Here is a 25,463-nt window from a genome sequence, read left to right as displayed (position 1 = left end):
GCGAGTCTCACAGCACCGCGTCCAGCAGCATGAAGACGGCCACCGCGAGCAGCACCAGCGCGAAGATCCGCTGAAGGGCGCCCCCGGACACCTTCGCCGCCAGCCGCCGCCCGTCCCAGGCACCGAGCACCGCGGCCCCGGCGAACGGCGCGACGAGCGACCAGTCAAGGCCCTCGACGGTCCCGGCGCGCAGCGTGAGCGCGGCGAGGGCGTTGACGGTGATGACCAGCAGGCTGGTGCCGACGGCGGCCCGCATCCGCATCCCGAGGCCGCCCACCAGCGCCGGTACGGCGAGAAAGCCGCCGCCGACGCCGAGGACCCCGGTGACCGTGCCGAGCCCGGCACCGACCGCCGCCGCCCGACGCGGCCGTGGCGGACGCTCCCCGACGACCGGGCCCGGTCGGCTCGTGCCCAGCATGCGGCTCGCGACCACGGCCGCGAGCACGGCGAAGGCCGCGGTCAGCAGAGCCTGCGGAATCCGTCCGGCGACGGCCCCACCGAGCAGCGCCGGTCCGATGCCCGCAGCCGCGAACGCCAGGCCCGCACGCCATCGCACCCGCCCGTCGCGGGCGTGGGCGAACAGCGCCGTGGCGGACGTGACGATCACGATGACGAGGGAGGCGGTGGTGGCCGCGGCCGGGCTGAAGCCGAGCAGATAGATCAGCGCGGGCACGGCCAGCACACTGCCGCCGCCGCCGAGCGCGCCGAGCGCGAGACCGACCACGGCCCCGGCGGCGAGGGCGAGTATCAGAGCGCTCACCCGGCGTCCGCCAGAGGCAGCCCGGCCCGCGCCCACTCGTTCATCCCGCCGATCACGTCCACCGCCCCGACGCCCTGGGCGACCAGCAGCTCGGCGGCCTGTCGGGACCGGTTGCCGGAGCGGCACACCACGACGAGCGGGCGTCCCCGCACGTCGGGCGACAGGGGCGCGCCCAGTGCGGACAGCGGCAGATGGACGGCCCAAGGGGCGTGCCCCGCCTGCCATTCGTCGGCTTCCCGTACGTCCACCAGCAGTGCCGAACCCCCGTTCCTGGTTCGCTCGGCCGCCTCCTGGACGGTGATCCGACTCGCCATGTCAGGCGTTCCGGACGGTGAGTCCGGCCTGTTCCGCGGCGTCGAAGGCGTCGTCCACCGCGACGACGTCACGTCCGATCGCGTCGAGCAGGGACGCGGCGACGGCGGCCCGCATCCCGCCCGCACAGTGCACCCACACCTCGCCCTCGGGGATCTCGTCGAGCCTCCGGCGCAGCGTGTGCAGGGGGATGTGCAGCGAGCCGTCGACGAATCCGGCGGAGCGTTCGGAGGTGCGGCGCACATCGAGTACGACGACACCCTCGGCCGGGTACCGGCGCGCGAGGTCGGCGAAGGCGGCCCGTGGGAAGGCGGCCGGTGTGTCGCCCGCGCGGACCCAGTCGGAGGGTCCGCCGGTGGCCGCGGCGGCCGGCCGGTCGATGCCGACGCGCACCAACTCGCGCTGGGCGTCGGCCAGTTGCTCGGCCGATTCGGCGAGCAGGGTCACCGGCCTGCCCCACGGGACCAACCAGGCGAGATAGGGGGCGAGTTGGCCCCCGGCCTCGAAGTTGAACGAGCCCGCGAGATGCCCCTCGGCGAACGCGACCCGGCTGCGCAGGTCCACCACCCACTCCCCCGCGGCCAGCCGCGCGGCGATCTCCTCGGCGTCGGCAAGGGCGGGCGGGGTGAGGTCGACCGGCTGCGGGCCGGCCGCGTTCAGGGGGCCCATGTGCGCGTAGTACGCGGGGATGTCGTCCAGGCCCGCCAGCAGTTCGGCGACGAAGGTGTCGACGTCACGGGTGAGGGCGTCGTTGTGTGCTTTCTCCTTGCCGATGGTCGTGGCGTCGCCGTCGGCCTGGGAGGCGGAGCAGAAGCTGCCGAAGCCATGGGTGGGCAACACCTGGGTCTCGTCGGGGAGTTCGGCCGCCAGCCGGTGGGCCGAGGCGTGCTGGGCGCGGGCCAGTTCCTCGGTCAGCCGGGGCTCCACCAGGTCGGGTCGGCCGACGGTGCCGATGAGCAGCGATCCGCCGGTGAAGACGGCGACCTCGCTCTCGCGCTCCTCCAGCACGTAGGAGGTGTGGTGCGGAGTGTGACCGGGCGTCGCCAGGGCGCGCAGGGTCAGCCCCGTGTCGACGACCACGCGGTCCCCGTCCCGCACGGGTGTCCGGGCGAAGGCGACCCGCGCGGCGGCAGGCACCAGATAGTCGGCGCCCGTCAGCCGGGCGAGCTCCAGGCCGCCGGAGACGTAGTCGTTGTGCAGGTGCGTCTCGACGACATGCGTGATGCGCACCTCCCGCCGGGCGGCCGCCGCCAGCACCCGGTCGACGTCGCGCGGTGGATCGACCACCGCGGCCGTCCGCTCACCGCCCGCCAGATAGCCGCGGTTGCCGAGTCCTGCCACGTCGAGGGTGTCGATGAAGAACACGTCGGGCGCTCCCTTTCGATCAGAATTACCCCCCGGGGTATATGAGAGACAGTAGCACGGGTACCCCCGGGGGTATTTCCGGTCACCTCCGGATGCCCGACCCTGAAGGCCGGGCCGAAGGAGAGGGATCATGGGCGCTGACGGATCGAGGACCGTGCTGGTGACCGGCGGCAGCGGGTTCGTCGGCAGCCATCTGGTGAGACGGCTGCTGGAGCGCGGCTACCGGGTCCGCGCCACCGTGCGCGGCACCCGGCAGGCGGCGAAGGTGCGCCCGCTGAGCGCCATGGGCGAGGAGTTCCCCGGCCGACTGGAACTCTTCGAGGCGGACCTGCTGGCGGACGGCTCCTTCGACACGGCGATGAGCGGCTGCGCGGTCGTCTTCCACGTGGCGTCGCCGTTCTTCATGCCGGAGAAGATCAAGGACGGCAGACGGGACATGGTCGACCCGGCGCTGCTCGGCACCCGCAACGTCCTGGGCAGCGTGGAGCGCACACCGAGCGTGGAGCGGCTGGTGTTCACCTCGACCGTCGGCGCGATCTTCGGCGACTACGCCGATGTGCGGGAGATGGACGGCGGGACGCTGTCGGAGAAGTACTTCAACACCAGCAGCACGGTGCGGAACAACCCCTACCACTACGCCAAGACGCTCGCCGAACGCGCCGCCTGGGACGCCGAGGCGGCACAGCACCGCTGGCGCATGGTGTCGATCAACCCCGGCCTGATCCTGGGCCCTTCACTCACCCCCGCCTCCGAGTCCGGCAGCCTCTTCCTCCTCGACGAGCTGTTCAAGGGCTACTTCTTCTACGGCGCACCGGACTTCAGTTTCACCACGGCCGACGTCCGCGATGTGGCGGACGCCCACATAGCGGCCGCGGAGCAGCCCGACGCCCACGGCCGCTACATCGTCGCCGCGCCGACGATGACGTCCTTCCACGACATCGCCCGTATCGTCCGCACCCGTCACCCCCGCGACCTGCGCCTGCCCCGCACCGCGCTCCCGCACTGGCCGGTCCGTGTGCTGGGCCCCGCGTTCGGGCTGACCCAGGAGTACATCCGCCGACACCTCGGCATCCGCTTCCCTGTGGACAACAGCCGCAGCGTCAAGGAACTGGGCATCACCTACCGTCCGATCGAGCAGACGGTCCTGGACCACCACGAGGCCTGGCGGAACCGGCGCCGTCAGTGATTCGGGGCGGCCCGGCTGATGTCCGCCAGAGCCGTGTGCGTGTCCTCGGTGACGGCGAGGTCGCCGAGGCTGACCATGCCGACCGGGCAGCCGCCGCGCTCCACGACCGGCAGCCGCCGCACCGCGTACTGGCACATCAGCTCGATCGCATGGTCGGTACTGTCCTCGGGGCTCACCGTGACGACCGGAGGCCGGCTGCACACGGCCCCGACCGCCGTGGTGCGCGGGTCACGGCCTTCGGCGACGGCCCGCACCACGATGTCGCGGTCGGTGAGCACTCCGAACAGATCACAGTCGTAGGCGACCAGGACGTCGCCGACGTTCTGCTCGCTCATCACGCGCGCCGCCTTCTCCACCGTGGTCATCGGCTCGACGGCCACGGCTCCGGACGACATCACGTCACGTATCCGATGGGTCATGGGGCACCTCCTAGGACCTCCCCTTGCGCAGGAAACGGCGCAGACGGGTCAGGGTCCAGGTGTTGATCACGTCGTCCTTGGTCAGCCAGCCACGCTGGGCGGTCGCCACGCCGTGGCGCAGGTTGGCCAGGTGGGGTACGGCATGGGCGTCGCTGTCGATCGCGAACCGCACGCCGTGCCGCTTGGCCCGCAGGATGTGCTCGTCGCCGAGGTCGAGCCGGTCCGGGTGGGCGTTGATCTCCAGGGCCGTGCCGGTGCGGGCGCAGGCGGCGAAGACCTCGTCGAGGTCGGCGTCGATGGGCGGCCGCTTGCCGATGAGGCGGGTGGTGGGGTGGCCGATGATGTTGACGTACGGGTTCTCGCAGGCCCGCACGAGCCGCCGGGTCAACGCCGCCCGCCCCTGGTCGAAGTGCGAGTGCACCGAGGCCACGCACAGGTCGAAGCCGTCCAGGAACTCCTCCGGCCAGTCGACGCCGCCGTCCGGGGCGATGTTCAGCTCGACCCCGTGCAGCAGCCGCATCCGCTTGGCCTTGAGCTTGTGCACCCGCTCGCGCTGCGCGAGCATCCGCTCGTCGGTCATGCGCTGCATGTACAGGTCGGGGCCGTGGTCGGTGATCGCGTAGTAGGCGTAGCCGCGCTCGGCCGCCGCGGCGACCATGTCCTCCAGGGAGGCGAGCCCGTCGGTGAGGTCGGTGTGCGTGTGCAGATCGCCCCGTACGTCCGCCTCCGTCACCAGGTCGGGCAGCTCGTCGCGCAGCCCCGCCTCGATCTCCCCGCGGTCCTCCCGCAGCGTGGGCGGGATCCACGGCAGCCCGAGCCGGGCGTAGACGTCCTCCTCGGTCCGGGAGACGATCTTCTTGCCGCTCTCGGCGTCGAACAGCCCGTACTCGGAGAGCTTCAGTTTCTGGTGGACGGCGATCTCCCGGACGCGGATGTTGTGCGCCTTGGAGCCGGTGAAGTACAGCAGGGCCGCACCCCAGGAGTCCGGCGGTACGACGCGCAGGTCGACGGCGAGGCCCCGGTCGGTGCGCACGGAGGTCTTCTTCTCGCCGTGGGCGATCACTTCGGAGACGTACGGCAGCTCGGTGAAGGCCCGCATCACCGGCCCCGCCCTGCGGGCGGTGACCAGGACATCGATGTCGCCGATGGTCTCGCGGCCCCGCCGCAGCGATCCCGCGTACTCGCACCGCTGCACGCCGCTGACCTCGGACAACGCGGCGACGACCTCCTCGGCCAGATCGGTCGCGACATCGACGAGCACCCGGCGCCCGGAGGCGCGCAGCAGGTCGATGCCGTGCAGGAGCTTCTCCTCGGTGCGCGGTCCGAAGCCCTTCAGATCGCGCAGCCGCTCCTCGTGGATGGCGTCGGCCAGCTCGTCGATCGAGGAGATGCCCAGCTCTTCGTAGAGCATCAGGGCCTTTCGGGGGCCGAGGGAAGGGATCGTCGTCAGCCGGCGCACTCCGGCCGGGATCCTCGCGCGCAGTTCCTCGACCGCGGACACGCGGCCGCTGCCCAGGTACTCGATGACCTTCTCGGCGATCGACTTGCCGACCCCGGGGATCTCCTGGAGGCCCTTGACGTCCAGCTGGGACACGTCGGCGTGGTGGCCGCCGATCGCGCGGGCGGCCTTCTCGTAGACGCGTGCCCTGAACGCGTCTCCTCCGGTGATCGAGATCAGGTCCGCGTACTCCTGGAAGAGCGCGGAGACCTCGTCGTTGGCACGAGCCACACGTTCAGGGTAGGCACGCGGCACGGGTTCAGCCCCCCGCGGAGGCCCGGACGTGGTCGGCGCACCACTGCCGGGCCGCGTCGGCGACCTCCTCCAGGGCGCCGGGCTCCTCGAACAGGTGCGTGGCCCCGGGCACGACATGCAGCGTGCAGGGCACCCGCAGCCGCCGCGCCGCCTCCTCGTTCAGCCGCAGCACCTCGCGGTCCCGCCCGCCCACGATCAGCAGCACGGGCGCGCGTACGGCGTCCAAGGCGTCCGCGGCCAGATCGGGCCGCCCGCCCCGGGAGACCACGGTCAGCACGCGCGCGGGACGCTCGGCGGCGGCCACCAGGGCGGCGCCCGCCCCGGTACTGGCACCGAACAGGGCGACGAGCATCCCCCGGGTGTCGTCCCGTTCCGCCAGCCAGTCGATCGCGGCCACCAGCCGCCCGCCCAGCAGCGGGATGTCGAAACGGTGCTCGCGCGTGAGCTCGTCCTGAAGTTCCTCCTCGTCGCTGAGCAGGTCCATCAGCAGCGTGCCGAGCCCGGCGGTGCGCAGTTCCGCGGCGACCTGCCGGTTGCGCGGACTGAGCCGGGAGCTGCCGCTGCCGTGCGCGAACAGCACCACCGCGCGCGCGTCCTCGGGTACGACCAGGTCGCCCGCCAGCTCGATGCCCGGGCCCGCGGGCACGACGACCGAGTGGGAGATCATCGCTATCGCCTCCGCTCTCCGAGTTCCTCCGATCCGGCCGGGCAACCGGCCTACCGTGGAGATATGGGCGGCGATGCGGTGACGCTGTTCCTGTGCGGCGATGTGATGCTCGGGCGCGGCGTGGACCAGATCCTCGCGCACCCCGGCGACCCGGCCCTGCGCGAGCCGTACGTGACGGACGCCCGTGACTATGTCCGCCTCGCGGAGTCGGTGAACGGCCCGGTTCCCGCCCCGGTACCGCCCTCCTGGCCGTGGGGCGAGGCGTTGCGGGTGCTCGATGCGGCCGCGCCGGACGCGCGGATCGTCAATCTGGAGACGTCGGTCACCGACAACGGCACCTTCGAGCCCGGCAAGGAGATCCACTACCGGATGCACCCGGCCAACCTGCCCGCCCTGGCGGTGGCCCGGCCCGATGTCTGCGTGCTGGCCAACAACCACGTCCTGGACTTCGGCCGCACCGGCCTTGCGGGGACGCTGTCGTCGCTGGCCCGCGCGGGGCTGCGGACAGCGGGCGCCGGACGGGCCGCGGAGGAGGCGTACGCACCGGCGGTGATCCCGCTCAACGGCGGTGGCCGGGTGCTGGTGTTCGCATTGGGGATGCGTTCCAGCGGCGTCCCGCCGTCCTGGGCGGCGGCCGAGGACGAGTCCGGCGTGGCCTACACCCCCGCGCCGACGCCGGGCGCGGCGGCCTCGCTGCTGGAGGGCGTACGGCGGCTGCGGCGGCCCGGTGACCTCGTGGTCGTGTCGGTGCACTGGGGCTCCAACTGGGGGTACCACGTGCCCCGGGACCAGGTCGTCTTCGCGCGCGCCCTTGTGGACGGCGGAGTCGATGTCGTCCACGGGCACTCCTCGCATCATCCGCGTCCGGTGGAGGTGTACCGCGACCGCCTGATCCTTTACGGCTGCGGCGACTTCGTCGACGACTACGAGGGCATCGGCGGCTTCGAGCAGTACCGGGACGATCTGCGGCTGATGTTCCTGGTCTCGGTGGCGGCGGACAGCGGCCGGCTGACCGGGCTGCGGATGGTGCCGCTGCGGGTCTGCCGGATGCGGCTGGAGCGGGCGGGTGCCGCGGACCGGGAGTGGCTGCGGGCGACGGTCGAGGAGATCAGCGTGGGCGTTCATGTCGTAGCGGCTGACGACGGGTCACTGATGCTGGGGTGAGCGTCTCCTGCGCAGGTCAGGGACCGCGGTGGGGCGTTGTCAGTGGTCTGGCCTAGAGTTCCGGTCACTTGATCACTGGAGTGCGGGGAGGCACCTGTGGGGTGGGTGACGGCCGGCGACTACGAGGTCGCGCTGGACGCGGGGAAGGTCGTGTGCCGCAACGCGGCAGGACGGCGGTTGAAGTCGGTACCGGCCAAACTCGCCGACGATCCCGCGGTGGTGGGACTGCGTCAGCTCGCCGAGTGGCTGGAGCGGCACGAACGGCGGTGTCTGACCGACGTGGAGCGGTGGATGGTGCGCTCCCTTCCGGTGCCGCTCACGGTCATCGCCCGGGTGTGGCCCGACCCGGCCTGGCAGAACGCCCTGCGCGACCTCGTGGTCACCGGACCCGACGGTGCGGTCGCGGGCTTCCTCCGGGACGCCGACCTGGAGCGCGGACTCGGGCTCGTCGACCTCGACGGCGACACCGTGCGCATCAGCCCCGAACTCGTCAGCGTCCCGCACCCGGTGCTCCTCGACGACCTGGAGGAGCTCAGGGAGTTCGCCGTCGAACTCGGCGTCGAGCAGCGGGCCCAGCAGCTCTTCCGCGAGGTGTGGCATCGCCCGGACGATCTCGACACCGAGTCCGCGGTCGTCCAGGACTACGCGGGCGGGGTCTTCAAGGAGCTGCGGTTCCTGCACGGAAGGGCCACCCAGCTCGGCTACCGCGTCCGCGGCGGCGACGCCGTCTGCTCGCTGCGCGAGGACGGCCGCGCGATCGAGGCCCGGGTCTGGATCGGCGACTACGACACCTACATGGAGACCGAGACCGGCCCGCTGACCTGGACGGACGCCGGCGGCAGGGTGCTGAAGCCGGGTCAGGTCGGGCCTGTGGCCTGGTCGGAGGGCATGCGCATGGCGGCCGCGCTGTACGCCGGTCGCGACATCGAGGACGAGGAGAAGGCCGCATGAGCACGTACGACGAGACCACCGCGGCCGCGCTGCTGGAGGCGGGCGCCGTCCTGCCGCCGGGCACCACCACTCGCGAGGACGCGGACACCCTCACCGTCCGCAGCTACACCCACCCCGCCCTGGACGACCGGCACATCGTCCGGCTCGTGCCCGGCACCCTCGGCGAGGCCGAGGACCTGGCCCTTGAGTTCCTCGGTCTGGCCCGCGAGCCGGAGGCGCCCGAGGTCGGCCAGGTGCGCCGCGAGACGCTCGGCTTCCCCGCCTGGGCGCTGGTCCACGACCCGGCCAACGGCCACCACGCGCTGGCCCTGGTCAAGGACGTCGAGCGGCTCGCCCGGCAGGCCAAGTCCCGTCCGGGCACCGCCAAGGAGGGCTTCGAGGAGCTCGGCGAGCGGCTCGGCCGGGCCGTCCCGCACTTCCTGCCGACCTTCTACGAGCAGGCGGCCCGGATCTTCCTCCAGCACGAGAACACCACCTACGCGGCGGCCTTCTTCGGCAAGGCGCGCGAGGCCGAGCGGGTGCACGCGCTCACCGTCGACGAGGACCGGCAGCGGGCGGTGTTCCTGGAGTTCGCCTTCGCCGGGGCGCTGACGGTCAAGGCTCTCAAGGAGCATGTGAAGGACCTCGCCCGCCGTCTGGACCCGGGTGCGGCGTGGGCGCAGTACCGGCAGTTGACGGTGGAGCGCTGCGCGGCGGGCATGCCGCCGTACGCCTCGCTGCCGCAGGACGCCCGGAGCCTGATCAAGGCGGCCGGTCTGTCCCGGGTCACCGAGGAGTGCGAGCTGGTCGCCGACCTGATCGCCTCCCCGGCCGCCGTACGGGCACCGGCCTCCTTCTGGAACACCTACCGGGCCACCCTGTCCGTCCTCGCCGAGCAGCGCCCGGCCGTACGCGTGCGGCTGCTGGAGATCATGCCGGGCGGACTCGGCCGCAGCGTCGAGGACGACGAGTTCTGGCTGGGGCTGCTCGCGGAGACCGGCTCCGACCGACTGCTGACCGGCGAGGACGCGGAGGCGGCGGGCGAGGTCGACGCGGCGGACTGGCTCAGTCGCTGGGCGAGCCACCGCAAGCACGGCGCCGCGGTCTCCGGGCGCTCCCCCGCCACCCTCGCGCTGGTGGCGCGCATGACGCAGCGGCTGCGGGCCGACGGCCGGGCGGTCGACCTGTTCGCGGGCCGCTGGCACGCCGGTGCCGACCTGGACCTGCTCGACCTGTGCGCGGCGGAGGGCGTGCCGCTGGCGGTACCCGGCACGGCGACCCGCGTCCATCTGGCCCTGGACCGCTGGCTGCGCGAAGAGCGCCCCGGCCGCCGCGACCTCAAGGCCACCGCCGCGGACCCCCGGCTGCGGCGCCTGCTCCACGAGGCGATCGACACCCTGGGCCGCGAGCGGACCTCGTCCGAGGTGCTGGAGGCGCTGACCGCGCACCCGGTGCTGGGCGAGGTGCTCCGCGGGTGGATCGCCGACAGGGCCGGGGAGTTCACCCGCGCGACCGGTCTGCCCGGCGCCCGCGAGGCGCTGGACCGGCTGCGGACGTTCCGCCCGGTGGCCTCCCGCGTCGACGCCGACGCCGTCGCCCGGATCGCCGCCCACGAGATCGCACCGGTGCTCGGCCGCACCCTGCGCGCGGGCATCCTGGACGAGCTGGGCTGGCCCGCCCTCGACGAGGCGCTGCGGCTGCTCGGCTCCGAGACCCGTGCCCGGGGCCACCACAACGAACTGTCGGTCAGCGAGGCCTGGCCCGCGCTGATCCTCTCCCGAGGGCACAAGGCCGTCGTCGTCGGCCCGGACAAGGTGCTGCTCGAACACGACCTGCGCCTGCCCGTCGAACTGGACCGCTGGAGCCGCCCGCAGTTCCGCTACACCGACGGCGAGTTGCTGGTGATGTGGCGGCACGACGGCAAGCAGTCCGGGTACTGGTCGGCCCGGCCCTCGGAGGTGTTCAGCCTGGGCGGAGAGCAACTCGGCTACTGGTACGGCCATCACGTCGGCTCCCCCTCGATTCCGCTGCCGGGTGGCGGCCGGGCCACCGGCGGTCGCACGCTGCACGCCGGCGACACCGTCCTGCCCCCGAGCCGTGCCGTCATCGGCGACGGCACCACATGCTGGCGCCAAGGCCGGCAGGGGCTCCAGCAGGTGTGGCTGGAGTACGACCCGGCGACCGGCACGCACGGGCGTGCCTCGCTGCCCGCCTTCCTGCGCTGCGGCATCCGCGAGGACGCCACGCTCCAGCAGCACCAGTGCGAGGTGCTGCCGCTGCAACCCGGCCTCGAACACAGTCCGTTCGGCACCGACGGTACGGTCCTGGGGCGCTGGGTGCGCACCGAGACGGCGGGCGACGAGACGCGGACGACCGCCGGTACGCCGGACGGCCGGACCGCCGCCCTGCGCGGGACCCGCGGAACTCCGCTGGGTGCGCTGCGGCTGCCCGGTGGCGCCGAGCCCGTCGCCGCGATCGTCGACTCGCACATCGCCCTGTTCGACGCCGACGACCCGTCCGACGGCGGCCTGCTCGGCCGGGTGACCCTGGGCGAGCGGGGCAGCGAGTTCGCCGCCGGCAACCGGTACGTACCGCCGCTGTCCTTCTGGCACGCCCTGCGTCCCCGCGACGAGCGGGGCTCGGCCGTGCTGCGCGCCCTGAGCGACGAGCGGGCGGCGGAGCTGCTGCGGGCGGGGACCGCGGGCCTGGCGGAGCATCGGGCGCGGTACGACGCGGCCCCGGACCTCGAAGCGCGGGCCAGGATCCCCGGCACCGACGAGTTCGTGCGGCGGGCCGTGGCGGCGGCGCTGCCCGAACTCACCGACGAGCGGCTGATCGTCGGTGTCTCCGCGCTGGTCCGGGCGGCGCTGCGGGTCACCGAGTCGGCCACCGCTCTCGCGGCGCCGCCCGTCGAGCGGGTGGTGCCGGACCGGCGGCGCACCGAGGGCATGTTCGCCGACTACAGCCCCGACCACGGCGACGACCGCACGATGCGCGAGGCCACCGCCGGCATCGCCTCCCTGTGGGGAGGCTGGGGCGGCGAGCACAAGTACACCGTTCTCCGCCAGATCCGCGCGGTGAACCACGTGTTGAACGGGCTCCCGGCCGAGGGCAAGCCGCTGCCGCCTCAGGCCCTGGTCGGGGACGGCTGGATCAGCGACGGGCTGACGATCCCGGGCATCGGCACGATCTGGCCCTCGCTGCTGGGCGCACTCCGCCCGCTCGCCTACCGGGCCGCCCTGCCGACGCTGACCGACGCCCGACGGGAGGCGCTGCTCCTGCTGTTCGAGGCCCTCGCCGAGGGGCCGCTCGCCGCCCCCGGAGACAGCCTGCGCGCGGTCGTCCTCGGCGAGCCGCACGACAACAACCAACAGCGCGTCGGGCAGGTGCTGCGCAGGGACGGCCGTACCGTCGTCGTCCTCGGCTGCCAGAACGTCGACATGGCGCGCGGCCGGGTGAACTGGCTCGCCCTGGACCACGATCCGTCCGGTGAGTTCGGCGCCGTCGCCCACTTCACCCTGGAGAAGGAGACGCGGCACGGGCAGGCGTTCCCCTCCGACGGGCTCGCCGCCGTGGCCCGCCTGATCCGGGACAAGGGCGCCTGTCCCTGGCTCCCGGAGGCGCCCGAGGCGTTCGCCGCCGCGACGCGGGACGGGCTCGGCCCGCTCCAGGCGACCGTGCTGCTGGCCGGCCGCCCGGAGGAGCGCGACGCCCAGGCGCTCGCCGTGACGGGGCTGAAGCCGCGTCAGATGGATCAGGCGAACGGCAAGCTGGGCTCGCTGTCCCCGACGGACAGGAGCGCGTTGCTCGGTGCCCTGCTGCCCGCCGACCCCGCCGACCTGTGGACGACCGGACCGGACATCGACGCGGCGGGCCGGGTGTGGGCCGAGCGGCTCGGTTCCGTCGTCCGGCTGCCCGAGGACCTCTCGGCCGACCTCGCGGGGCTGCCCATCGGCTCCGCCGAGCAGGTGCTCAACCCCGGGCACACCCCGTGGATCAGCCGCACCACGGTCCTGCGCGTCGACAAGGACGGCAACCTGGCCCCGCAGGACCCGGCGGCGATGCCCGGCCGGCACGACCTGGTCGGCGCCGTCGCCGCCCTGGCGTCGCTCGCCTACGGCCTGCCCTACGGACACCCCCTGCGCGCCGCCCTGCCGGAGGGTCTCGCCGCCCTGCGCCGCCGGTTCGCCGACCCGGAGCTGATCCTCCCGCTCGACGTCGAGTGGACGGAGAAGGGCGGCACGACGGCCGTGGAGGTGCGCAAGGCGTACGGACTTCCGGAGACCGGAGGAGCGGACACGCACGGGCTGACCCGCGTCGGCGAGGCGCTGGTGCTGCGCCCGTGGCACGGCGACAACGAGATCACCCTGGTCCGGCCCGCGGGCCTGACCGGCCCGGACGACGCCGTGTTCGGGCTGCTCGAAGGACTGGTGGGTCCCGGGCGAGGAGCCGGACTGCGGTCGTTGCGGACACTCCTGGCCGACGACCTCGCGCGGTCCGTCGCCGCCGACGGCTCCCCCGGCCACGCCCAGAACCCCATGATCAGCGTGCCGGACCTGGTCACGGAGGTCGCCGCGGCCCATGGCCTCGGCGAGGACGCGGCGGCGCTCTACCTCCAGTTGCTCGCGCTTCCGGACCCGACGGACCGCAACTGCGCCCGCTGGACCGGCTGGAAGCCCGCCCGGCTGAAGAAGGCCCGCGCCGAACTGGCCGCGACCGACCTGGTCGTCGAGGCAAAGCGGGCACGGGCCGGGCGCACCCTGTTCCTGCCGGGCGCCTGGCGCGACCTGAAGGGCTCCGCGCTGCCGGTGGAGGCCTGGAAGGAGGGCCTCTACCGGATCGACGACCACGTCCGCGCGGTCCCGCTTCTCCCGCTGCCCGAGCTGTTCGCCCGCGCCTGGGACCGCGTCCGCGGCGGCGACACCCCGGCCTACGAGGAGCTGACCACACAGGCCACCCGGAAGGGGCGGCGCCGATGACGGACGCGCCCCTGCCCCAGCCGACCCACACACCCGCCGACCGGAAGAACCGTCGCCGATGACCAGCACCCTGCCCTCCGCGCCGACCCGCCAGATCGTCCCGCCCGAGGACCTGTACGCCACCGAACTGGCCTTCCTCGCCGCCTACGACGACGGTCCGCGCCCACCTGCCTGGCAGCTCACGCCCCGGGCCGTCGTCACGTTCGTCATGGGCAGCGGCGGCCGGGCGCTGAAGCTGCCCGACACCGCCGAGGTGCCGGACGGCGTGCCGCGGCGCCTGGAGGTGTCGGAGAAGTTCGTCGGCGACCGGGCCCTGGTCGAGCGGTGTGTCGTCACGCTCGCGGGCGAGCGCGGACTGCTCCTGGTCGGCGAGCCCGGCACCGCCAAGTCCATGCTGTCCGAGCTGCTGTCGGCGGCCGTGTGCGGCACCAGCGGACTGGTCGTGCAGGGCACCGCGGGCACCACCGAGGACCAGCTCAAGTACGGCTGGAACTACGCCCTGTTGCTCGCCCAGGGCCCGAGCCGACAGGCGCTGGTGCCCTCGCCCGTCCTCACCGCCATGTCCCGGGGCGCCATCGCCCGGGTCGAGGAGGTCACCCGCTGTCTGCCGGAGGTGCAGGACTCGCTGGTCTCGCTGCTCTCCGAGCGGCGGATCGCGGTGCCCGAACTGGCGGGCGGCGAGGACTCGTTGGCGCACGCCGCACCCGGCTTCAACCTCATCGCCACCGCCAACCTGCGCGACAAGGGCGTCTCGGAGATGTCCGCCGCGCTCAAGCGCCGCTTCAACTTCGAGACGGTCGGCCCCATCGCGGACCTCGACGCCGAGACCGCGCTGGTGCGCAGCCAGGCGCGGGCCTCCGTGGAGCGGGCGGGCGCGGCCTTCCAGGTCGACGACGCGGTGCTGGAGGCGCTGGTGACCGCGTTCCGGGATCTGCGGGAGGGCCGGTCGGCGGAGGGCTGGGAGGTGGAGCGGCCGTCCACGGTGATGAGCACCGCGGAGGCCGTGTCCGTGGCGGGCGCGCTGGGGCTGGCGGCGGCGTACTTCCCGGGCGACCGCGATGTGCTCGGGCTGCTGCCCGGTCATCTGCTCGGTGTGGTCCGCAAGGACGACCCCGCCGACGCGGCCCGCCTGCGCGGCTACTGGGACGGTCCGGTCCGGCGAAGGGCAGAACAGGGCTCCGCCACCTGGCGCACCCTGTGGGACCTGCGCACGGTGCTGGAGGGCTGACGCCGTGCCCCTCTCCCCCGACGAGGCCGTGGCGGCCCTGACCGACCCGACGGCGCCGTACCTCATCGGCGTACGGCATCACGCGCCGTCCCTCGCCGCGGCCATGCCCGCTCTGCTGGACGCGGCGAAGCCGGACGTGGTGCTCGTCGAACTCCCCGACGAGATGCAGGAGTGGCTGCCGTGGCTCGGCCACGTGGAGACACGCGCGCCGGTCGCGCTCGCGGCCGCGCCACCGGACGGAGGCGGCGGACCGGCGTTCTACCCGTTCGCCGACTTCTCGCCGGAGCTGGCCGCGGTGCGCTGGGCGGCTCGGCAGGGGGTTCCGGTCGTGGCCTGCGACCTGCCGCTGGCCGACCGCGCGTGGGGAGAGGGGCGCGGTACGGCGGGCTCGGCGTCCGTCGGTCCCGGGATCGCCGATGCCCTGCGGGCCCGGCTGACCGGGCGTCCGGGGGACGACCTGTGGGACCGGCTCGTGGAGGCCACGGCCCCCGGCTCCCCGCCGGAGGCGCTGCGCCGGGCAGCGCTGCTCACGGGATGGGCGCTGCGCGAGGACGCGGTGGGCGCGGGGGGCGTTCCCGAGCTTGATCTGCGGCGCGAGCGGTGGATGCGCGCACGTCTGGCGGCGGCGACCGCCGACGGGGAGCGGGCCGCGGTGGTCGTCGGCGCGTTTCACGCCCCGGCGCTGGTGTCGGGCGAGCCTTCCTCGGGCGAGGCCCCGGACGAGCGTGCGGCGAGCGGGAGTTGGACCACCTCGCTCATCCCCTACGCCTACGCCCTGCTGGACGAGCGCTCCGGCTACCCGGCCGGCATCCGCGACCCGGAGTGGCAGCACCTGGTCCTGCGGGCGGCCGGAGATCCCGCCGCGCTGGAGAACGCGCTGACGCGGGCGGCGGTGGAGATGTGTGCCGCGTTGCGGTCGCTCGGTCATCCGTCGGGGCCCGCCGACGCGCGGGAGATCAGCCGCCTCGCCGGTGACCTTGCTCGGCTGCGGGGGCTGCCCGCGGCGGGGCGCGGTGAGTTGGTCGAGGCGGTGCAGACCGTGCTGGCGCAGGGTGAACCGTACGGCCGGGGCAGGGCCGTCGCCCGGGCGATGGAGCGGGTGCTCGTCGGGACCCGCACCGGACAGCCCGCGCCCGGCGCACCCCGCAGCGGCCTCGCCCCGGCGGTGGAGGCGGAGCTGGAGGCGCTCGGCCTGCCGGGCCCGGGTGCCGAGAGCGCCTCGCGTGATCTGCGGCTGGATCCGATGCGTTCGGAACTGGACCGCCGACGGGAGCTGTTGCTGCGCCGGCTGACGGTGTGCGGGGTGCCGTACGGGCAGGCCCAGGACGTGGCCGGGACGGGCGGGGCCGAGGCGCTCACCTCGCGGTGGGAGGTGCGCTGGACTCCGGCCACGGCGGCGATGCTGGCCGCGGCGGGGGTGCGCGGGGTCACTCCGGCGCAGGCCGCCGAGGGTGTGCTGCGGGAGCGTCGGCGCGCGGAGCGGGACGAGGGCGGGAGTACGGCCGACCAGACGCTGCGCGGTCTGCGGGAGGCGGCGGAGTGCGGCCTGCCCGCGCTCTCGGACGAACGGCTCGCCGATGTCGCCGACGTGCTGCCCCACTCCGGCACGCTCCCCGAACTCCTCACCGGTCTCGCCCTGTTGGACCGGCTGCGCGCCGGTCACATCCCCGGGCTCGACGCCGACGAGGACCGTACGGCTCGTGCTGCCGCCGTGGCCGAGCTGCTGACGGCGGCCGCCGTGCGCCAGGTGGACGGCCTCACCGGCTCCGAGGACCCTTCCGACGCCCACGCCCTGCTCGAACTCTCCCACCGCGCCGACGTGTTGGGCGGTATCCGGCTCACCGACGCGCTGGCCCGGCTTGCCGCCGACGGTTCGCCGCTGATGCGGGGCGCCGCGGGGGCCGTACGCGTCCTGCTCGGGCAGGAGGTGCCCGACGCCCTGGGCGGCCGTATCGCCTCCTGGGTCGACTCGGCGACCGGCCCGGAGTCCCGGTCGGCGCTGACCGCGCGCCTCACGGGAGTGCTGACCGCGGCCGGACCGCTCCTGGAATCGGCGCCCACCGCGCTGGAGCCACTGCTGAGCCGGGTGGTGGAGCTGCCCGACCGGGCGTTCCTCGACCGGCTGCCCGCGCTGCGGGGAGGGTTCGACACGCTCAGCCCGGCGGCCCGTGAACGCCTGCTGTCCGCCGTCGAGGAGCGGCTGGGCGGCACGGGAGGCGTGAGCGACACCGGTGATGTCGACCCCGCCGCGCTCGCCGCCTGGACCCGTGCGGATCTCATTGCCCGTGCGGGCCTGGACAGGCTCGGGCTGCTGCCGTCCCCTGTCGCCACGGCTGCGGGCCGAGGCGCTGCCGGCCCGCCGCCCGTCGAGCCGTCACCCCGAGCCACCCCACCCGAGCCCCAAGAACCCACGTCCGGCCGAGCCGACTTGGAGCACCCCGGGCATCTGCCGTCGCCCGGAACCGCCTCGTGGGTCCCCGAAGATCCCACGCCCGCGCCGACCGTCCAGGACCACCGCATCTCCCCCGCCGACCGTTGGCGGCTCGTGCTGGGGCGGCGGTCGGATCAACTGGCGCGTTCCGCCGCCGGGTTGGCGACCGCGCTGGACGAGCTGTACGGCACCGGGCGTGGCGAGGGCAGTCGAGGTGGGCTGCCCGGAGCGGGCGGCCGGGGCGGTGGGCGGGAGGCGCCGTACCCCGGAGTGCGGGAGTGGTCCGAGGAACTGGCGGCGCTGTTCGGGCCCGGGATCCGGGAGGAGGTGCTGGCGGCCGCGGCGGCGTCGGGACGGACCGATGTGCTGGCCGAGCTCGACCCGGACCGTGTGCGGCCCTCGGTGGACCTGTTGCGGACGGTGCTGCGGCATGCGGGCGGTCTGCCCGAGGCCCGGCTGGCCGCGCTGCGCCCGCTCGTACGGCGACTGGTGGACGCGCTGACCCGGGAGTTGGCCACGCGGCTGCGCCCCGCCCTGCACGGAGCGGCTCTGCCTCGCCCCAGCCGGCGACCGGGCGGCGGCCTGGACCTGCCGCGCACCCTGCGCGCCAACCTGGCGACCGCGCGGCGCGGCCCGGACGGCCGGATCGTGGTCGTCCCGGAGCGGCCGGTGTTCCGTACCCGGGCCAAGCGGGCCGCGGACTGGCGGCTGATCCTGGTCACGGACGTGTCGGGGTCGATGGAGGCGTCCACGGTGTGGGCCGCGCTCACCGCCTCGGTGCTGGCGGGGGTGCCGACCCTGTCGACGCACTTCCTCGCCTTCTCCACGGAGGTCATCGACCTCACCGGCCATGTCGACGACCCGCTGTCCCTGCTGCTGGAGGTCAGCGTGGGCGGCGGCACGCACATCGCCGCGGGGCTGCGGCACGCGCGCGAACTCGTCACCGTCCCGTCGCGCACGCTCGTCGTGGTCGTCAGCGACTTCGAGGAGGGCTATCCGCTCGGCGAGCTGCTCGCCGAGGTACGCGCCCTGGTCGGGGCCGGCTGCCAGGTGCTGGGCTGCGCGAGCCTCGACGACGCGGGCCGCCCCCGCTACTCCACCGGCGTCGCGGGACAGCTCGTCGCCGCGGGCATGCCGGTGGCCGCCCTCAGTCCGCTCGAACTCGCCCGCTGGGTAGGGGAGAAGATCGCATGAGCCCGGTCCTTCCGCCGGTCGCGCCGGACGTGACCGCAGAACTGGTCGGAGCGTTGTCGCCCCGGCTGCGCAAGCGGCTGGACGCGGGAGTCGCCAAGCTCGCCGGGCGGCCGGTCGTCGTGGACGGCGACACCGTACACATCGCCGTGGACGACGACACCGACCTCGAACTGCACGCGCCGGGTGGGGTGGTGACCAGTGCGGACGCGATCCGGTGCGGGTGTCTGCTGGCGCCGGACTGTCTGCACCGGGCGGCGGTGGCGTCGGCGGCGCCTGTCGCGGATGCGGCTGAAACCACTGCCGACACCGCCCCGACAGCCCCCTCGCCGGACCCCGAGCCGACAGCGCCCGCCGACTCGGCGACCCCCGACCAGCACTCCGCCGCCCACACCCTCCATACCGCCGCGGCCGCCGTGCTCGACGCCGGAACGGACGGCGCCGGAGCCGTCCTCCAGGCGGAGTTGCTGCGCGCGGCGCACACCGCGCGGCTCGCCGGGCTGCCCCGGGCCGCCGCGTCGGCGGTCGCCGTGGTCACCGGGCTGCGTGCGGCACGCGGCGCGGATCCGTCGTACCGCCTGACCGATCTCGTCACCGCGCTCCGCGCCGTCCTGGGCGCGGCACACCGGCTCCCGCACGCCACCGGCCCCGAACTGGCGGCGCTGCGCGGCAGCGTGCGGCAGCCGTACACCCCGGACGGCTCGCTGCGGCTCTATGGGCTCTTCTCGGAGCCCGTCCTCACGGCGGCCGGATACGCGGGCGCCGTGACCTGGACCGCCGACGCCGAGGGCCGTCTGTACACGGTGTCCGACGTGGCGCCGGGCGGTTCGGGCCGGGCGGTTGGGGCGGCCGAGCGTGCCGTACGCATCGGAGACACGGCGCTGTCCCATCGGGAGCTGTCCCGGGCGGGGCTCGCGGTGTCAGGGGCGACGGTGTCGCCGACGGGACGGCTGGGCGCGGGGAAGGGGGTACGGGCGGTGCGCGCGTCCGGCGTGGCCTGGGACGGCGAGCCCTTGGACCGGCTCTGGTCCGTGCCCGCCGCCGAGCAGGCGGTACGCGCGCTGTCCGACGACAGGCACGACCTGCTCTTCCTGGACGTCACGCTCCTCGGCACGGTCCGTGAGGCTGCGGGCGACTGTCTGCTCGCCGACTGTGGCGGCCTGACGGTCCGGCTGGCCGCCGCCCACGACCACCCGGCGCTCCCCTACCGCGACAACCTCCGCCTGCTGTCCGCCGCCCCGGGCACCCGGCTGCGGGTCGTGGCCCGCCTCTCCCCGGCCCCGCACGCCCGCGCCCTCCTCCTCGCCACCGCCCACCCCACCGATCCCAAGGCCCGTGTGGACCTGGGCTTCGACCGCCTCCAGCACGCCGACCTGCCCACCGGCGCGGCAACGCCACCCTCAGCCCCTGCGCCCGCATCGAACGAACCACCGCTGCACCTGCTGCGCCGCCGAGTCCACCAGACCGCCTCCGGGGGCCGCCGGGTGCTGGCCTTCCCCGGCGACAGCGCCTTCGACAGCCGCCGTCTGCAGCGCCTCGGCCTCGCCACCGCGGGCGACCTCCTGGACGAACTGCACGCCGCGGCCGCCGACCGGGACCGCGACGCCTTCGGCCGTCTGGTCCCGGCGGATGTGGACCGTTTCGCGCGGGCATGGCTGGGCGCGGCCCACTACACGGCCGAGGTGGACCGGGCGCTGTGCGCGGCGGCGTGGGGAGCGGAGCCCGGAGCCATATGACGATGTGGCGCGGCGGCCCTCAGACCGCCCCCGGCGGGCCCGCTCCGCCCTTCAGCCGTTCCAGGTCGGACGGCCGGACCTGGATGGCCAGGAGCGCGATCAGCGCGGCGACCACCGTGAAGATCGCTGCCATGATGAAGGCCGACGAGACTCCGGCGGTGAGAACTTCGTGGCCCCAGGGAGGCGGCAACTCCCCCGTGCGCTCGTAGCTCTGCCGTTCCGCCGGGGTCGCCTGGGACTGGAACAGGCGCATCTGCTCCTCCGCCTCGTTCCTGCTGGCCGTCCCATACATCGTGACCAGGATGGACAGGCCGAGCGAGCCGCCGACCTGCTGTGTGGCGTTGAGGAGTCCGGAGGCCGCGCCGGTCTCCCGGACGGGGACGTTGGACAACGCCATCAGCGTGAGCGAGACGAACTCCATGCCCATGCCGAGGCTGAAGACGAGCATCGGCCCGAGGACGCTGCCGGCGTAGGTGGAGTGGACGTCGGTCAGGGTCAGCCAGCTCAGTCCGGTCGCGGCGAGGATCGCGCCGACCACCATGAAGGGCTTCGGCCCGTACGTGGGCAGGAACTTGGACGCCAGCCCGGCGCCGATCGCGATGACCGCGCTGACCGGCAGGAAGGCGAGCCCGGCCTGGAGCGGGCTGAAGTCCAGCACGTTCTGCACGAAGAGGGTGAGGAAGAAGAACATGCCGAAGATCGCGGCGGCCAGGCACAGCATGATGCCGTAGGTGCCCGCGCGGTTGCGGTCGGCGAACATGTGCAGCGGGGTGATGGGCTGGGTGGAGCGCCGTTCCACCAGGATGAACCCGGCGAGGATGACCACGGCCGCGCCGAACGAGGCCAGCGTGAGCGGGTCCCGCCAGCCGTCCTGCGCGGCCCGGATGAAGCCGTACACCAGAAGCACCATGCCCACGGTCGAGGTCAGTGCGCCGGTGATGTCGAAGTGGCCGGGGTGGCGTTCGGACTCCTTGATCCAGCGGGGGGTGGCGAGCGCGATGAGCAATCCGATGGGGACGTTGACGAAGAGCACCCAACGCCAGTTCAGCCACTCGACGAGGATGCCGCCGGCGAGCAGTCCGATCGCGCCGCCGCCCGCCGACACCGCGGCGAACACGCCGAACGCCCGGTTGCGTTCCGGGCCTTCGCGGAAGGTGGTGCTGATCAGGGCGAGGGAGGTCGGTGAGGCGATGGCGCCGCCGACGCCCTGGAGGGCACGTGCGGCGAGGAGTTGGCCCTCGTTCTGGGCGAACCCGCCGAGCAGGGAGGCGAAGACGAACAGCAGCACGCCGAAGATGAACACCCGCCGGCGGCCGAGGATGTCGCCCGCCCGGCCGCCGAGCAGGAGCAGTCCGCCGAAGGTCAGGGTGTAGGCGTTGACCACCCAGGACAGGCTGGTGGTGGAGAAGTCCAGGGAGCGCTGGATGTCCGGCAGCGCGATGTTCACGATGGTGATGTCCAGGACCACCATCAACTGGCACGATGCGATGACGAACAGTGCCATCGCGTTTCCGCCACCGCCGTTCTCCTTGGCCGTGGTCTGCGGGGATGTGGGCTGCGGGCTACTGCTCATGTCGTGTCGCACTCTCGGGGCTTTCACCCTCGGGGTCAGTGAACGGCCGCGTCCACTGTCGGTCCATCGTTCGACGGTACGCCGGAGCCTGTGCGGTCACCACTCGAATGGCGGTACCTCTTGACGCCCGGGAAGACGGTTGGCACACTCGCGGGCCGCTCCAGAAAACGCTTGCTATACCAGCCCGGACACCGACCCACTCCCGCACGGCAACGTCGTACCAGGTCACGCGACGCCTGGGAGTGAATCGATTCAATCGAATCGCGTTCGACCACGGGCACGGGAGAGGGAATCCCAGGCGTCACCAACCCCCTAGGAGAAGCCGAGATGAAACGCAGAGCCGCAGTTCACCTCGCCACAGGCCGCCGCGGGCGCGCTCTCGCCACCGCCGCCTGCGCCACCGCACTGCTGACCGGCGCCGGATTACTGACCCAGCCCGCGAGCGCGACCGCACCCCGCCTGGCCGCGGCCTGCGGCGAGGGCGCCTACCAGGCGGAGGCGGTACTCAGCGGCAGCACCTGGACCGCCCGCCGCGGCGGTTCCGTCGTGTACACGGGCACGGACATGCGCGCGGCGATGCAGGCGGCCGTCAACAGCCTGACGGCGGGCCGCACTTCGAAGGAACGGGTCGTCGTGCGCGGATCGGGCTCCATCAGTGCCGGCTCCCGGGTCTCCCTGCCCAGCTACACCGTGCTCGACGTCTGCGGCACGATCAACGTCACCGGATCGGGCTCCGGCGACCAGGCCCCGGTCTACGCCCGCGGCGTCCGCGACATCGAGGTCCAGCACCTCAACCTCACCGGCGCACCGCTCTACGGCGTCTTCATGCGCAACGTCCAGAACGTCGTGCTCGGCCAGATCGACATGCGCCTGTCGGCGGGACTCGGCGTCCGCATCGACAACCGCGGCGACACCAGCCAGTGGACGCGCAACGTCCGGATCGACAACGTGTACGTCTCCGGCGCGAGCAGCCACGCGGTCGAGACGTACGGCGTCGACGGCATCGCCATCGGCACGGTCACCGCCCGCAACGTGGGCGAGTCGGGCCTGCTGCTGAATCAGACGATCAACGCGACCGTCACCGAGGTCGACGCCGACGGCGCGGGCACCGGCACGGGCTACGCGGCCTTCCGCATGGCCAACCGCAATGGCCGAGTGGGCGGTTCGTACCCCACCAACATCCGCGTGGGCGAGGTGATCGCGCGCGGCGGCGGACGCGGGGTGTTCTGTGTGTCCGAGAGCGGTGGCGCGGTCATCGACCGGGTCAATCTCTCGAACACGGGGAACAACTCGATCCTGATCGAGAACTGCTACAACGTGAACGTCGCGGCCCAGAGCGGCAGTGTCACCGGCGGCGGCGAGATCCGGCTCGCGGCCCGTTCGGAGTTCCCCAACAACTCCGACATCACCATCCAGAACCTCACGGTCACCAACTCGGCGATCAACGAGAACCCTTGCGGGACCGCCACCACGTTCCGCAACAACACGCTCGTGAACAGCTGGCAGACCATCTGCTGAGCCGAAGGGGGCGCCCTGGGACCGGCTGACCGGCCTGCCCCCTCACCCCACCGCGAGCGGCAACCGTCGAGCGAGGTCTCCGCTGATCCCTCGTCTTGCGGCGGCCTACGGTGAGCCGAAGTGGCTGAAGTTCCACTTCGACGACGTCGGCTCCGCGGCGGGCCGTGCCGCCGTACTCGCCGACCCCGCCGCCCGGGTCAGCACCCGCGACGAGGTGCTGACCGTCGGCGACTTCCTGCACGCGTACGTCCTCGAATGGACCCTGCACCACCTCGACCTGATCGACCGTCTCCCATCGGCCCCCGAACCGCCCGCCGAGACCCTCGCCGCCACCCGCGAACTGCTGCCAGTAGGTGACCGCGTTGACGGTCGGCTCGGTGTCGGCGGGCGTGACGAGGGTGATCAGGACGTCCTGGGCGCCGATGACCAGGTGACACACCAGGTCCCGCACCAGCCAGCCGGCGCAGCCGGACGGCCGTTCGAAGTCCTCGTCGGGGATGTCGGCGACGGCGGAGCGCAGTGCCGTCCATGAACGGGAGAAGAGATCCACCGCTCGACGGTAGGTCCGCGGCCGGGGCACCGCCAAACCGGATTCCGGGCAGGCCGGTCAGCGGTCTAGGGTGCCCCCATGGGGAACGATCGACGCGTCCGCCGCCTCGTGGTCGACGGCACGGTCTGGCACTGGACGGTCCGCCAACAGGTGAAACCCGACTACGCCGACTGCCGGTTGACGCTCTCCTTCTTCACGGAGCCACCGCAGGAGGGTGCTCGACGCCGACTGTCCATGGTCTTCGCCCCCGGCCCGGGAAGAGTCGTCTCCCACTCGTACTTCGAGAAGGGCACGGTCGTACGCCTCTGCGACCGCGGCTGGCTCAACCTCTACGAGCCGGGAACGGCCCGGCGCCTGCTCGACGCGGCGGCACCGGTACTGCGGACGCGGCCACGGGAGCAGAACCTGGACCTGGACGGCTGGCCCTGCTTCGACACGGTCCTGGACGCCGCGCGAGTCACCGCTGGCCAACCCACCGCGCGATGAGCCTCGATCGTGCCGAGTGACGTCCCGAACAGCCCGGCGCACTCGTTCACCGCGCCTCGATCAGGCCACTTCCCCGGAATGGCGACGACCGCTCTCCGCGTTCCGCCGAGTCAGCGCCGCCGCCCGCGCCTGGGCCGGGACGGCTGCGGCGGGATGTCCACCGGCTGGGTGGTCAGGTACCAAGAGCCGCCGCCGTAGTCCTCGTGGACGACCAGGAAGCCGGAGCGGGGCAGTCGCAGCGTGCGGCGTCCGTCGCCCAGGCCCGAGACACCGTCGCCCCAGTCGCCGGGGGTGTCCTTGGGCCATGCGGGTGGGCGGCAGTCGCAGTCGCGCCAGCCCCGCAGGCACTGGCACAGGTAACGGACCTGCCAGCCGCTGTCGGTCTGGAACTGGACGGTGAGCAACGCGGGACCGCCGCTGTGGTGGAGCACCTCGTCGCCGTGGCCGCGGTGTTCGGCGGCGAGCGGGGTCGCGGCCGACAACGGGGCGATGCGGGTCGACCAACGGTGGTCGTCGCTGCTGTTGTCGGTGATGACGCGCAGGTGGGTGGCGTCGGCGGGCAGGTAACGGCGGCCGTGGTACTCGTCGATGATCGAGAGCAGCGAATCGCCCGTGCCGGTCAGTTCCTCGGTGCGCGTCACGGTCTGGACGATGAAGTTGCCTCCGCCCGTGACCTCGGCCTCCAGCAGGGCGGGACGGCCGGGCTCGGGGCGGTCGATGAGCACCTCGGTCCTGCCGTCGCCGTGACCGGTGGACACATGGCGTTCGCCGGTGCCGGTGAGCGGGAGCGGGCGGCTTGCCTCGGGCGCCGGCGGCAGGGCGTCGATCGGGACCGGTCGGCCCTGGCGCCGGGCATCGAGACGGATCATGGCGGCGCGGCCGTCGCGCAGGGCGGTCAGGGCGTCGGCTTCCGTACGGGCCCCACTGGCCCGGTCGTACGCCGTCAACGCCGCCCGATACTCCTTCAGGACAGCGGGGGTGGCGTCGGGGCCACTGGCGTCGAACTCCAGAGCGGCGGCCTCTTCCCCGAAGACGGTCACCGACTCCTGGACCGCTGCGGACAGTTCCACCGCGGGAGGTCCCGCTTCGGGGGCTCGGCGCCGACGCACCATCGGGTAGAGCCCGCCCACTCCCAGGCCGAGCAGGAAACTCACCGCATAACCGATCACGCCGGGAATCCTCGCACAGACGCACAGGCGCACAGGCGCACAGGCG

17 protein-coding genes and 2 pseudogenes are annotated in these 25,463 nt (G+C 73.5%); 10 read left to right on the top strand and 9 right to left on the bottom strand.

Features of this window, described 5'->3' with window-relative positions:
- Nucleotides 1-7: 7 nt before the first annotated feature.
- Genes H4N64_RS00590 through H4N64_RS00580 form a run of 3 tightly spaced genes read right to left on the bottom strand, consistent with a single transcriptional unit; the run spans nucleotide 8 to nucleotide 2,437 of the window.
- A complete protein-coding gene (locus tag H4N64_RS00590) occupies nucleotides 8-760 on the bottom strand; it encodes a TSUP family transporter (RefSeq protein WP_186279808.1) in 753 nt (250 codons plus the stop codon).
- Entirely contained in the window at nucleotides 757-1,074 is a 318-nt protein-coding gene (locus tag H4N64_RS00585; protein ID WP_186279806.1) for a rhodanese-like domain-containing protein, read from the bottom strand. The genes H4N64_RS00590 and H4N64_RS00585 overlap by 4 nt, the downstream gene beginning before the upstream one ends.
- A gap of 1 nt (nucleotide 1,075) precedes the next feature.
- Nucleotides 1,076-2,437 (bottom strand): rhodanese-like domain-containing protein, encoded by a 1,362-nt coding sequence (locus tag H4N64_RS00580; protein WP_186279804.1) that lies wholly within the window; start codon nucleotides 2,435-2,437, stop codon nucleotides 1,076-1,078.
- A gap of 130 nt (nucleotides 2,438-2,567) precedes the next feature.
- Between H4N64_RS00580 and H4N64_RS00575 the strand changes: the two genes are divergently transcribed.
- The gene (locus tag H4N64_RS00575) at nucleotides 2,568-3,623 is read left to right on the top strand and encodes an NAD-dependent epimerase/dehydratase family protein (protein ID WP_186279801.1); all 1,056 of its coding nucleotides are present in this window, start codon (nucleotides 2,568-2,570) and stop codon (nucleotides 3,621-3,623) included.
- On the opposite strand, the gene H4N64_RS00570 is transcribed toward H4N64_RS00575, so the two are convergent.
- From H4N64_RS00570 to H4N64_RS00560, 3 genes are read right to left on the bottom strand one after another with little or no spacing between them, the layout of a single operon-like run.
- On the bottom strand, nucleotides 3,617-4,042 hold the full coding sequence (locus tag H4N64_RS00570) for a CBS domain-containing protein (RefSeq protein ID WP_186279799.1): 426 nt from the start codon (nucleotides 4,040-4,042) through the stop codon (nucleotides 3,617-3,619). The genes H4N64_RS00575 and H4N64_RS00570 overlap by 7 nt on opposite strands.
- A 10-nt stretch (nucleotides 4,043-4,052) precedes the next feature.
- Nucleotides 4,053-5,771: a DNA polymerase/3'-5' exonuclease PolX gene (gene polX, locus H4N64_RS00565; RefSeq protein WP_186279797.1), complete on the bottom strand. Its 1,719-nt coding sequence runs from the start codon at nucleotides 5,769-5,771 to the stop codon at nucleotides 4,053-4,055.
- Nucleotides 5,772-5,799: 28 nt separating this feature from the next.
- Nucleotides 5,800-6,462: a dienelactone hydrolase family protein gene (locus H4N64_RS00560; RefSeq protein ID WP_186279796.1), complete on the bottom strand. Its 663-nt coding sequence runs from the start codon at nucleotides 6,460-6,462 to the stop codon at nucleotides 5,800-5,802.
- A gap of 63 nt (nucleotides 6,463-6,525) precedes the next feature.
- Here H4N64_RS00560 and H4N64_RS00555 point away from each other — a divergent pair, with 63 nt between their 5' ends.
- From H4N64_RS00555 to H4N64_RS00530, 6 genes are all read left to right on the top strand, one after another.
- On the top strand, nucleotides 6,526-7,626 hold the full coding sequence (locus tag H4N64_RS00555) for a CapA family protein (protein ID WP_186279794.1): 1,101 nt from the start codon (nucleotides 6,526-6,528) through the stop codon (nucleotides 7,624-7,626).
- Nucleotides 7,627-7,722: 96 nt separating this feature from the next.
- Nucleotides 7,723-8,577: a DUF4132 domain-containing protein gene (locus H4N64_RS00550; protein WP_186279792.1), complete on the top strand. Its 855-nt coding sequence runs from the start codon at nucleotides 7,723-7,725 to the stop codon at nucleotides 8,575-8,577.
- Nucleotides 8,574-13,535, top strand: coding sequence for a hypothetical protein (locus tag H4N64_RS00545; RefSeq protein ID WP_186279790.1), 4,962 nt, complete (start codon nucleotides 8,574-8,576; stop codon nucleotides 13,533-13,535). Before H4N64_RS00550 ends, H4N64_RS00545 begins: the two co-directional genes overlap by 4 nt.
- Before the next feature lie 58 nt (nucleotides 13,536-13,593).
- On the top strand, nucleotides 13,594-14,763 hold the full coding sequence (locus tag H4N64_RS00540; protein ID WP_186279788.1) for an ATP-binding protein: 1,170 nt from the start codon (nucleotides 13,594-13,596) through the stop codon (nucleotides 14,761-14,763).
- A 4-nt stretch (nucleotides 14,764-14,767) separates the two neighbouring features.
- Complete coding sequence (locus H4N64_RS00535) at nucleotides 14,768-18,388, top strand: DUF5682 family protein (protein WP_186279786.1); 3,621 nt, start codon at nucleotides 14,768-14,770, stop codon at nucleotides 18,386-18,388.
- Nucleotides 18,385-20,121 (top strand): SWIM zinc finger family protein, encoded by a 1,737-nt coding sequence (locus tag H4N64_RS00530; protein ID WP_186279784.1) that lies wholly within the window; start codon nucleotides 18,385-18,387, stop codon nucleotides 20,119-20,121. Before H4N64_RS00535 ends, H4N64_RS00530 begins: the two co-directional genes overlap by 4 nt.
- 19 nt (nucleotides 20,122-20,140) lie before the next feature.
- Here H4N64_RS00530 and H4N64_RS00525 read toward each other — a convergent pair whose 3' ends face one another.
- Nucleotides 20,141-21,694 (bottom strand): MFS transporter, encoded by a 1,554-nt coding sequence (locus tag H4N64_RS00525; RefSeq protein WP_186279782.1) that lies wholly within the window; start codon nucleotides 21,692-21,694, stop codon nucleotides 20,141-20,143.
- Nucleotides 21,695-22,021: 327 nt separating this feature from the next.
- On the opposite strand from H4N64_RS00525, the gene H4N64_RS00520 reads away from it, so the two are divergent.
- Both H4N64_RS00520 and H4N64_RS00515 read left to right on the top strand, forming a co-directional pair.
- Nucleotides 22,022-23,212 (top strand): hypothetical protein, encoded by a 1,191-nt coding sequence (locus tag H4N64_RS00520; RefSeq protein WP_186279781.1) that lies wholly within the window; start codon nucleotides 22,022-22,024, stop codon nucleotides 23,210-23,212.
- 82 nt (nucleotides 23,213-23,294) lie between these two features.
- A pseudogene (locus H4N64_RS00515) lies at nucleotides 23,295-23,558 on the top strand (maleylpyruvate isomerase N-terminal domain-containing protein); the annotation flags it as partial.
- On the opposite strand, the pseudogene H4N64_RS00510 reads toward H4N64_RS00515, so the two are convergent.
- Nucleotides 23,556-23,762 (bottom strand): annotated as a pseudogene (locus H4N64_RS00510) (maleylpyruvate isomerase N-terminal domain-containing protein); the annotation flags it as partial. The pseudogenes H4N64_RS00515 and H4N64_RS00510 sit on opposite strands and share 3 nt — an antisense overlap.
- A gap of 78 nt (nucleotides 23,763-23,840) precedes the next feature.
- Here H4N64_RS00510 and H4N64_RS00505 point away from each other — a divergent pair.
- On the top strand, nucleotides 23,841-24,248 hold the full coding sequence (locus H4N64_RS00505) for a hypothetical protein (protein WP_186279780.1): 408 nt from the start codon (nucleotides 23,841-23,843) through the stop codon (nucleotides 24,246-24,248).
- A gap of 110 nt (nucleotides 24,249-24,358) precedes the next feature.
- On the opposite strand, the gene H4N64_RS00500 is transcribed toward H4N64_RS00505, so the two are convergent.
- Nucleotides 24,359-25,417, bottom strand: coding sequence for a hypothetical protein (locus tag H4N64_RS00500; protein ID WP_186279779.1), 1,059 nt, complete (start codon nucleotides 25,415-25,417; stop codon nucleotides 24,359-24,361).
- Nucleotides 25,418-25,463 lie beyond the last annotated feature (46 nt).

The organism is Streptomyces cupreus (genome assembly GCF_014257025.1).
Taxonomy (GTDB): Bacteria; Actinomycetota; Actinomycetes; order Streptomycetales; family Streptomycetaceae; genus Streptomyces; species Streptomyces cupreus.
The sequence above is the reverse complement of the archived record's forward strand: the minus strand, read 5'-3'. Positions and strand labels throughout refer to the sequence as shown.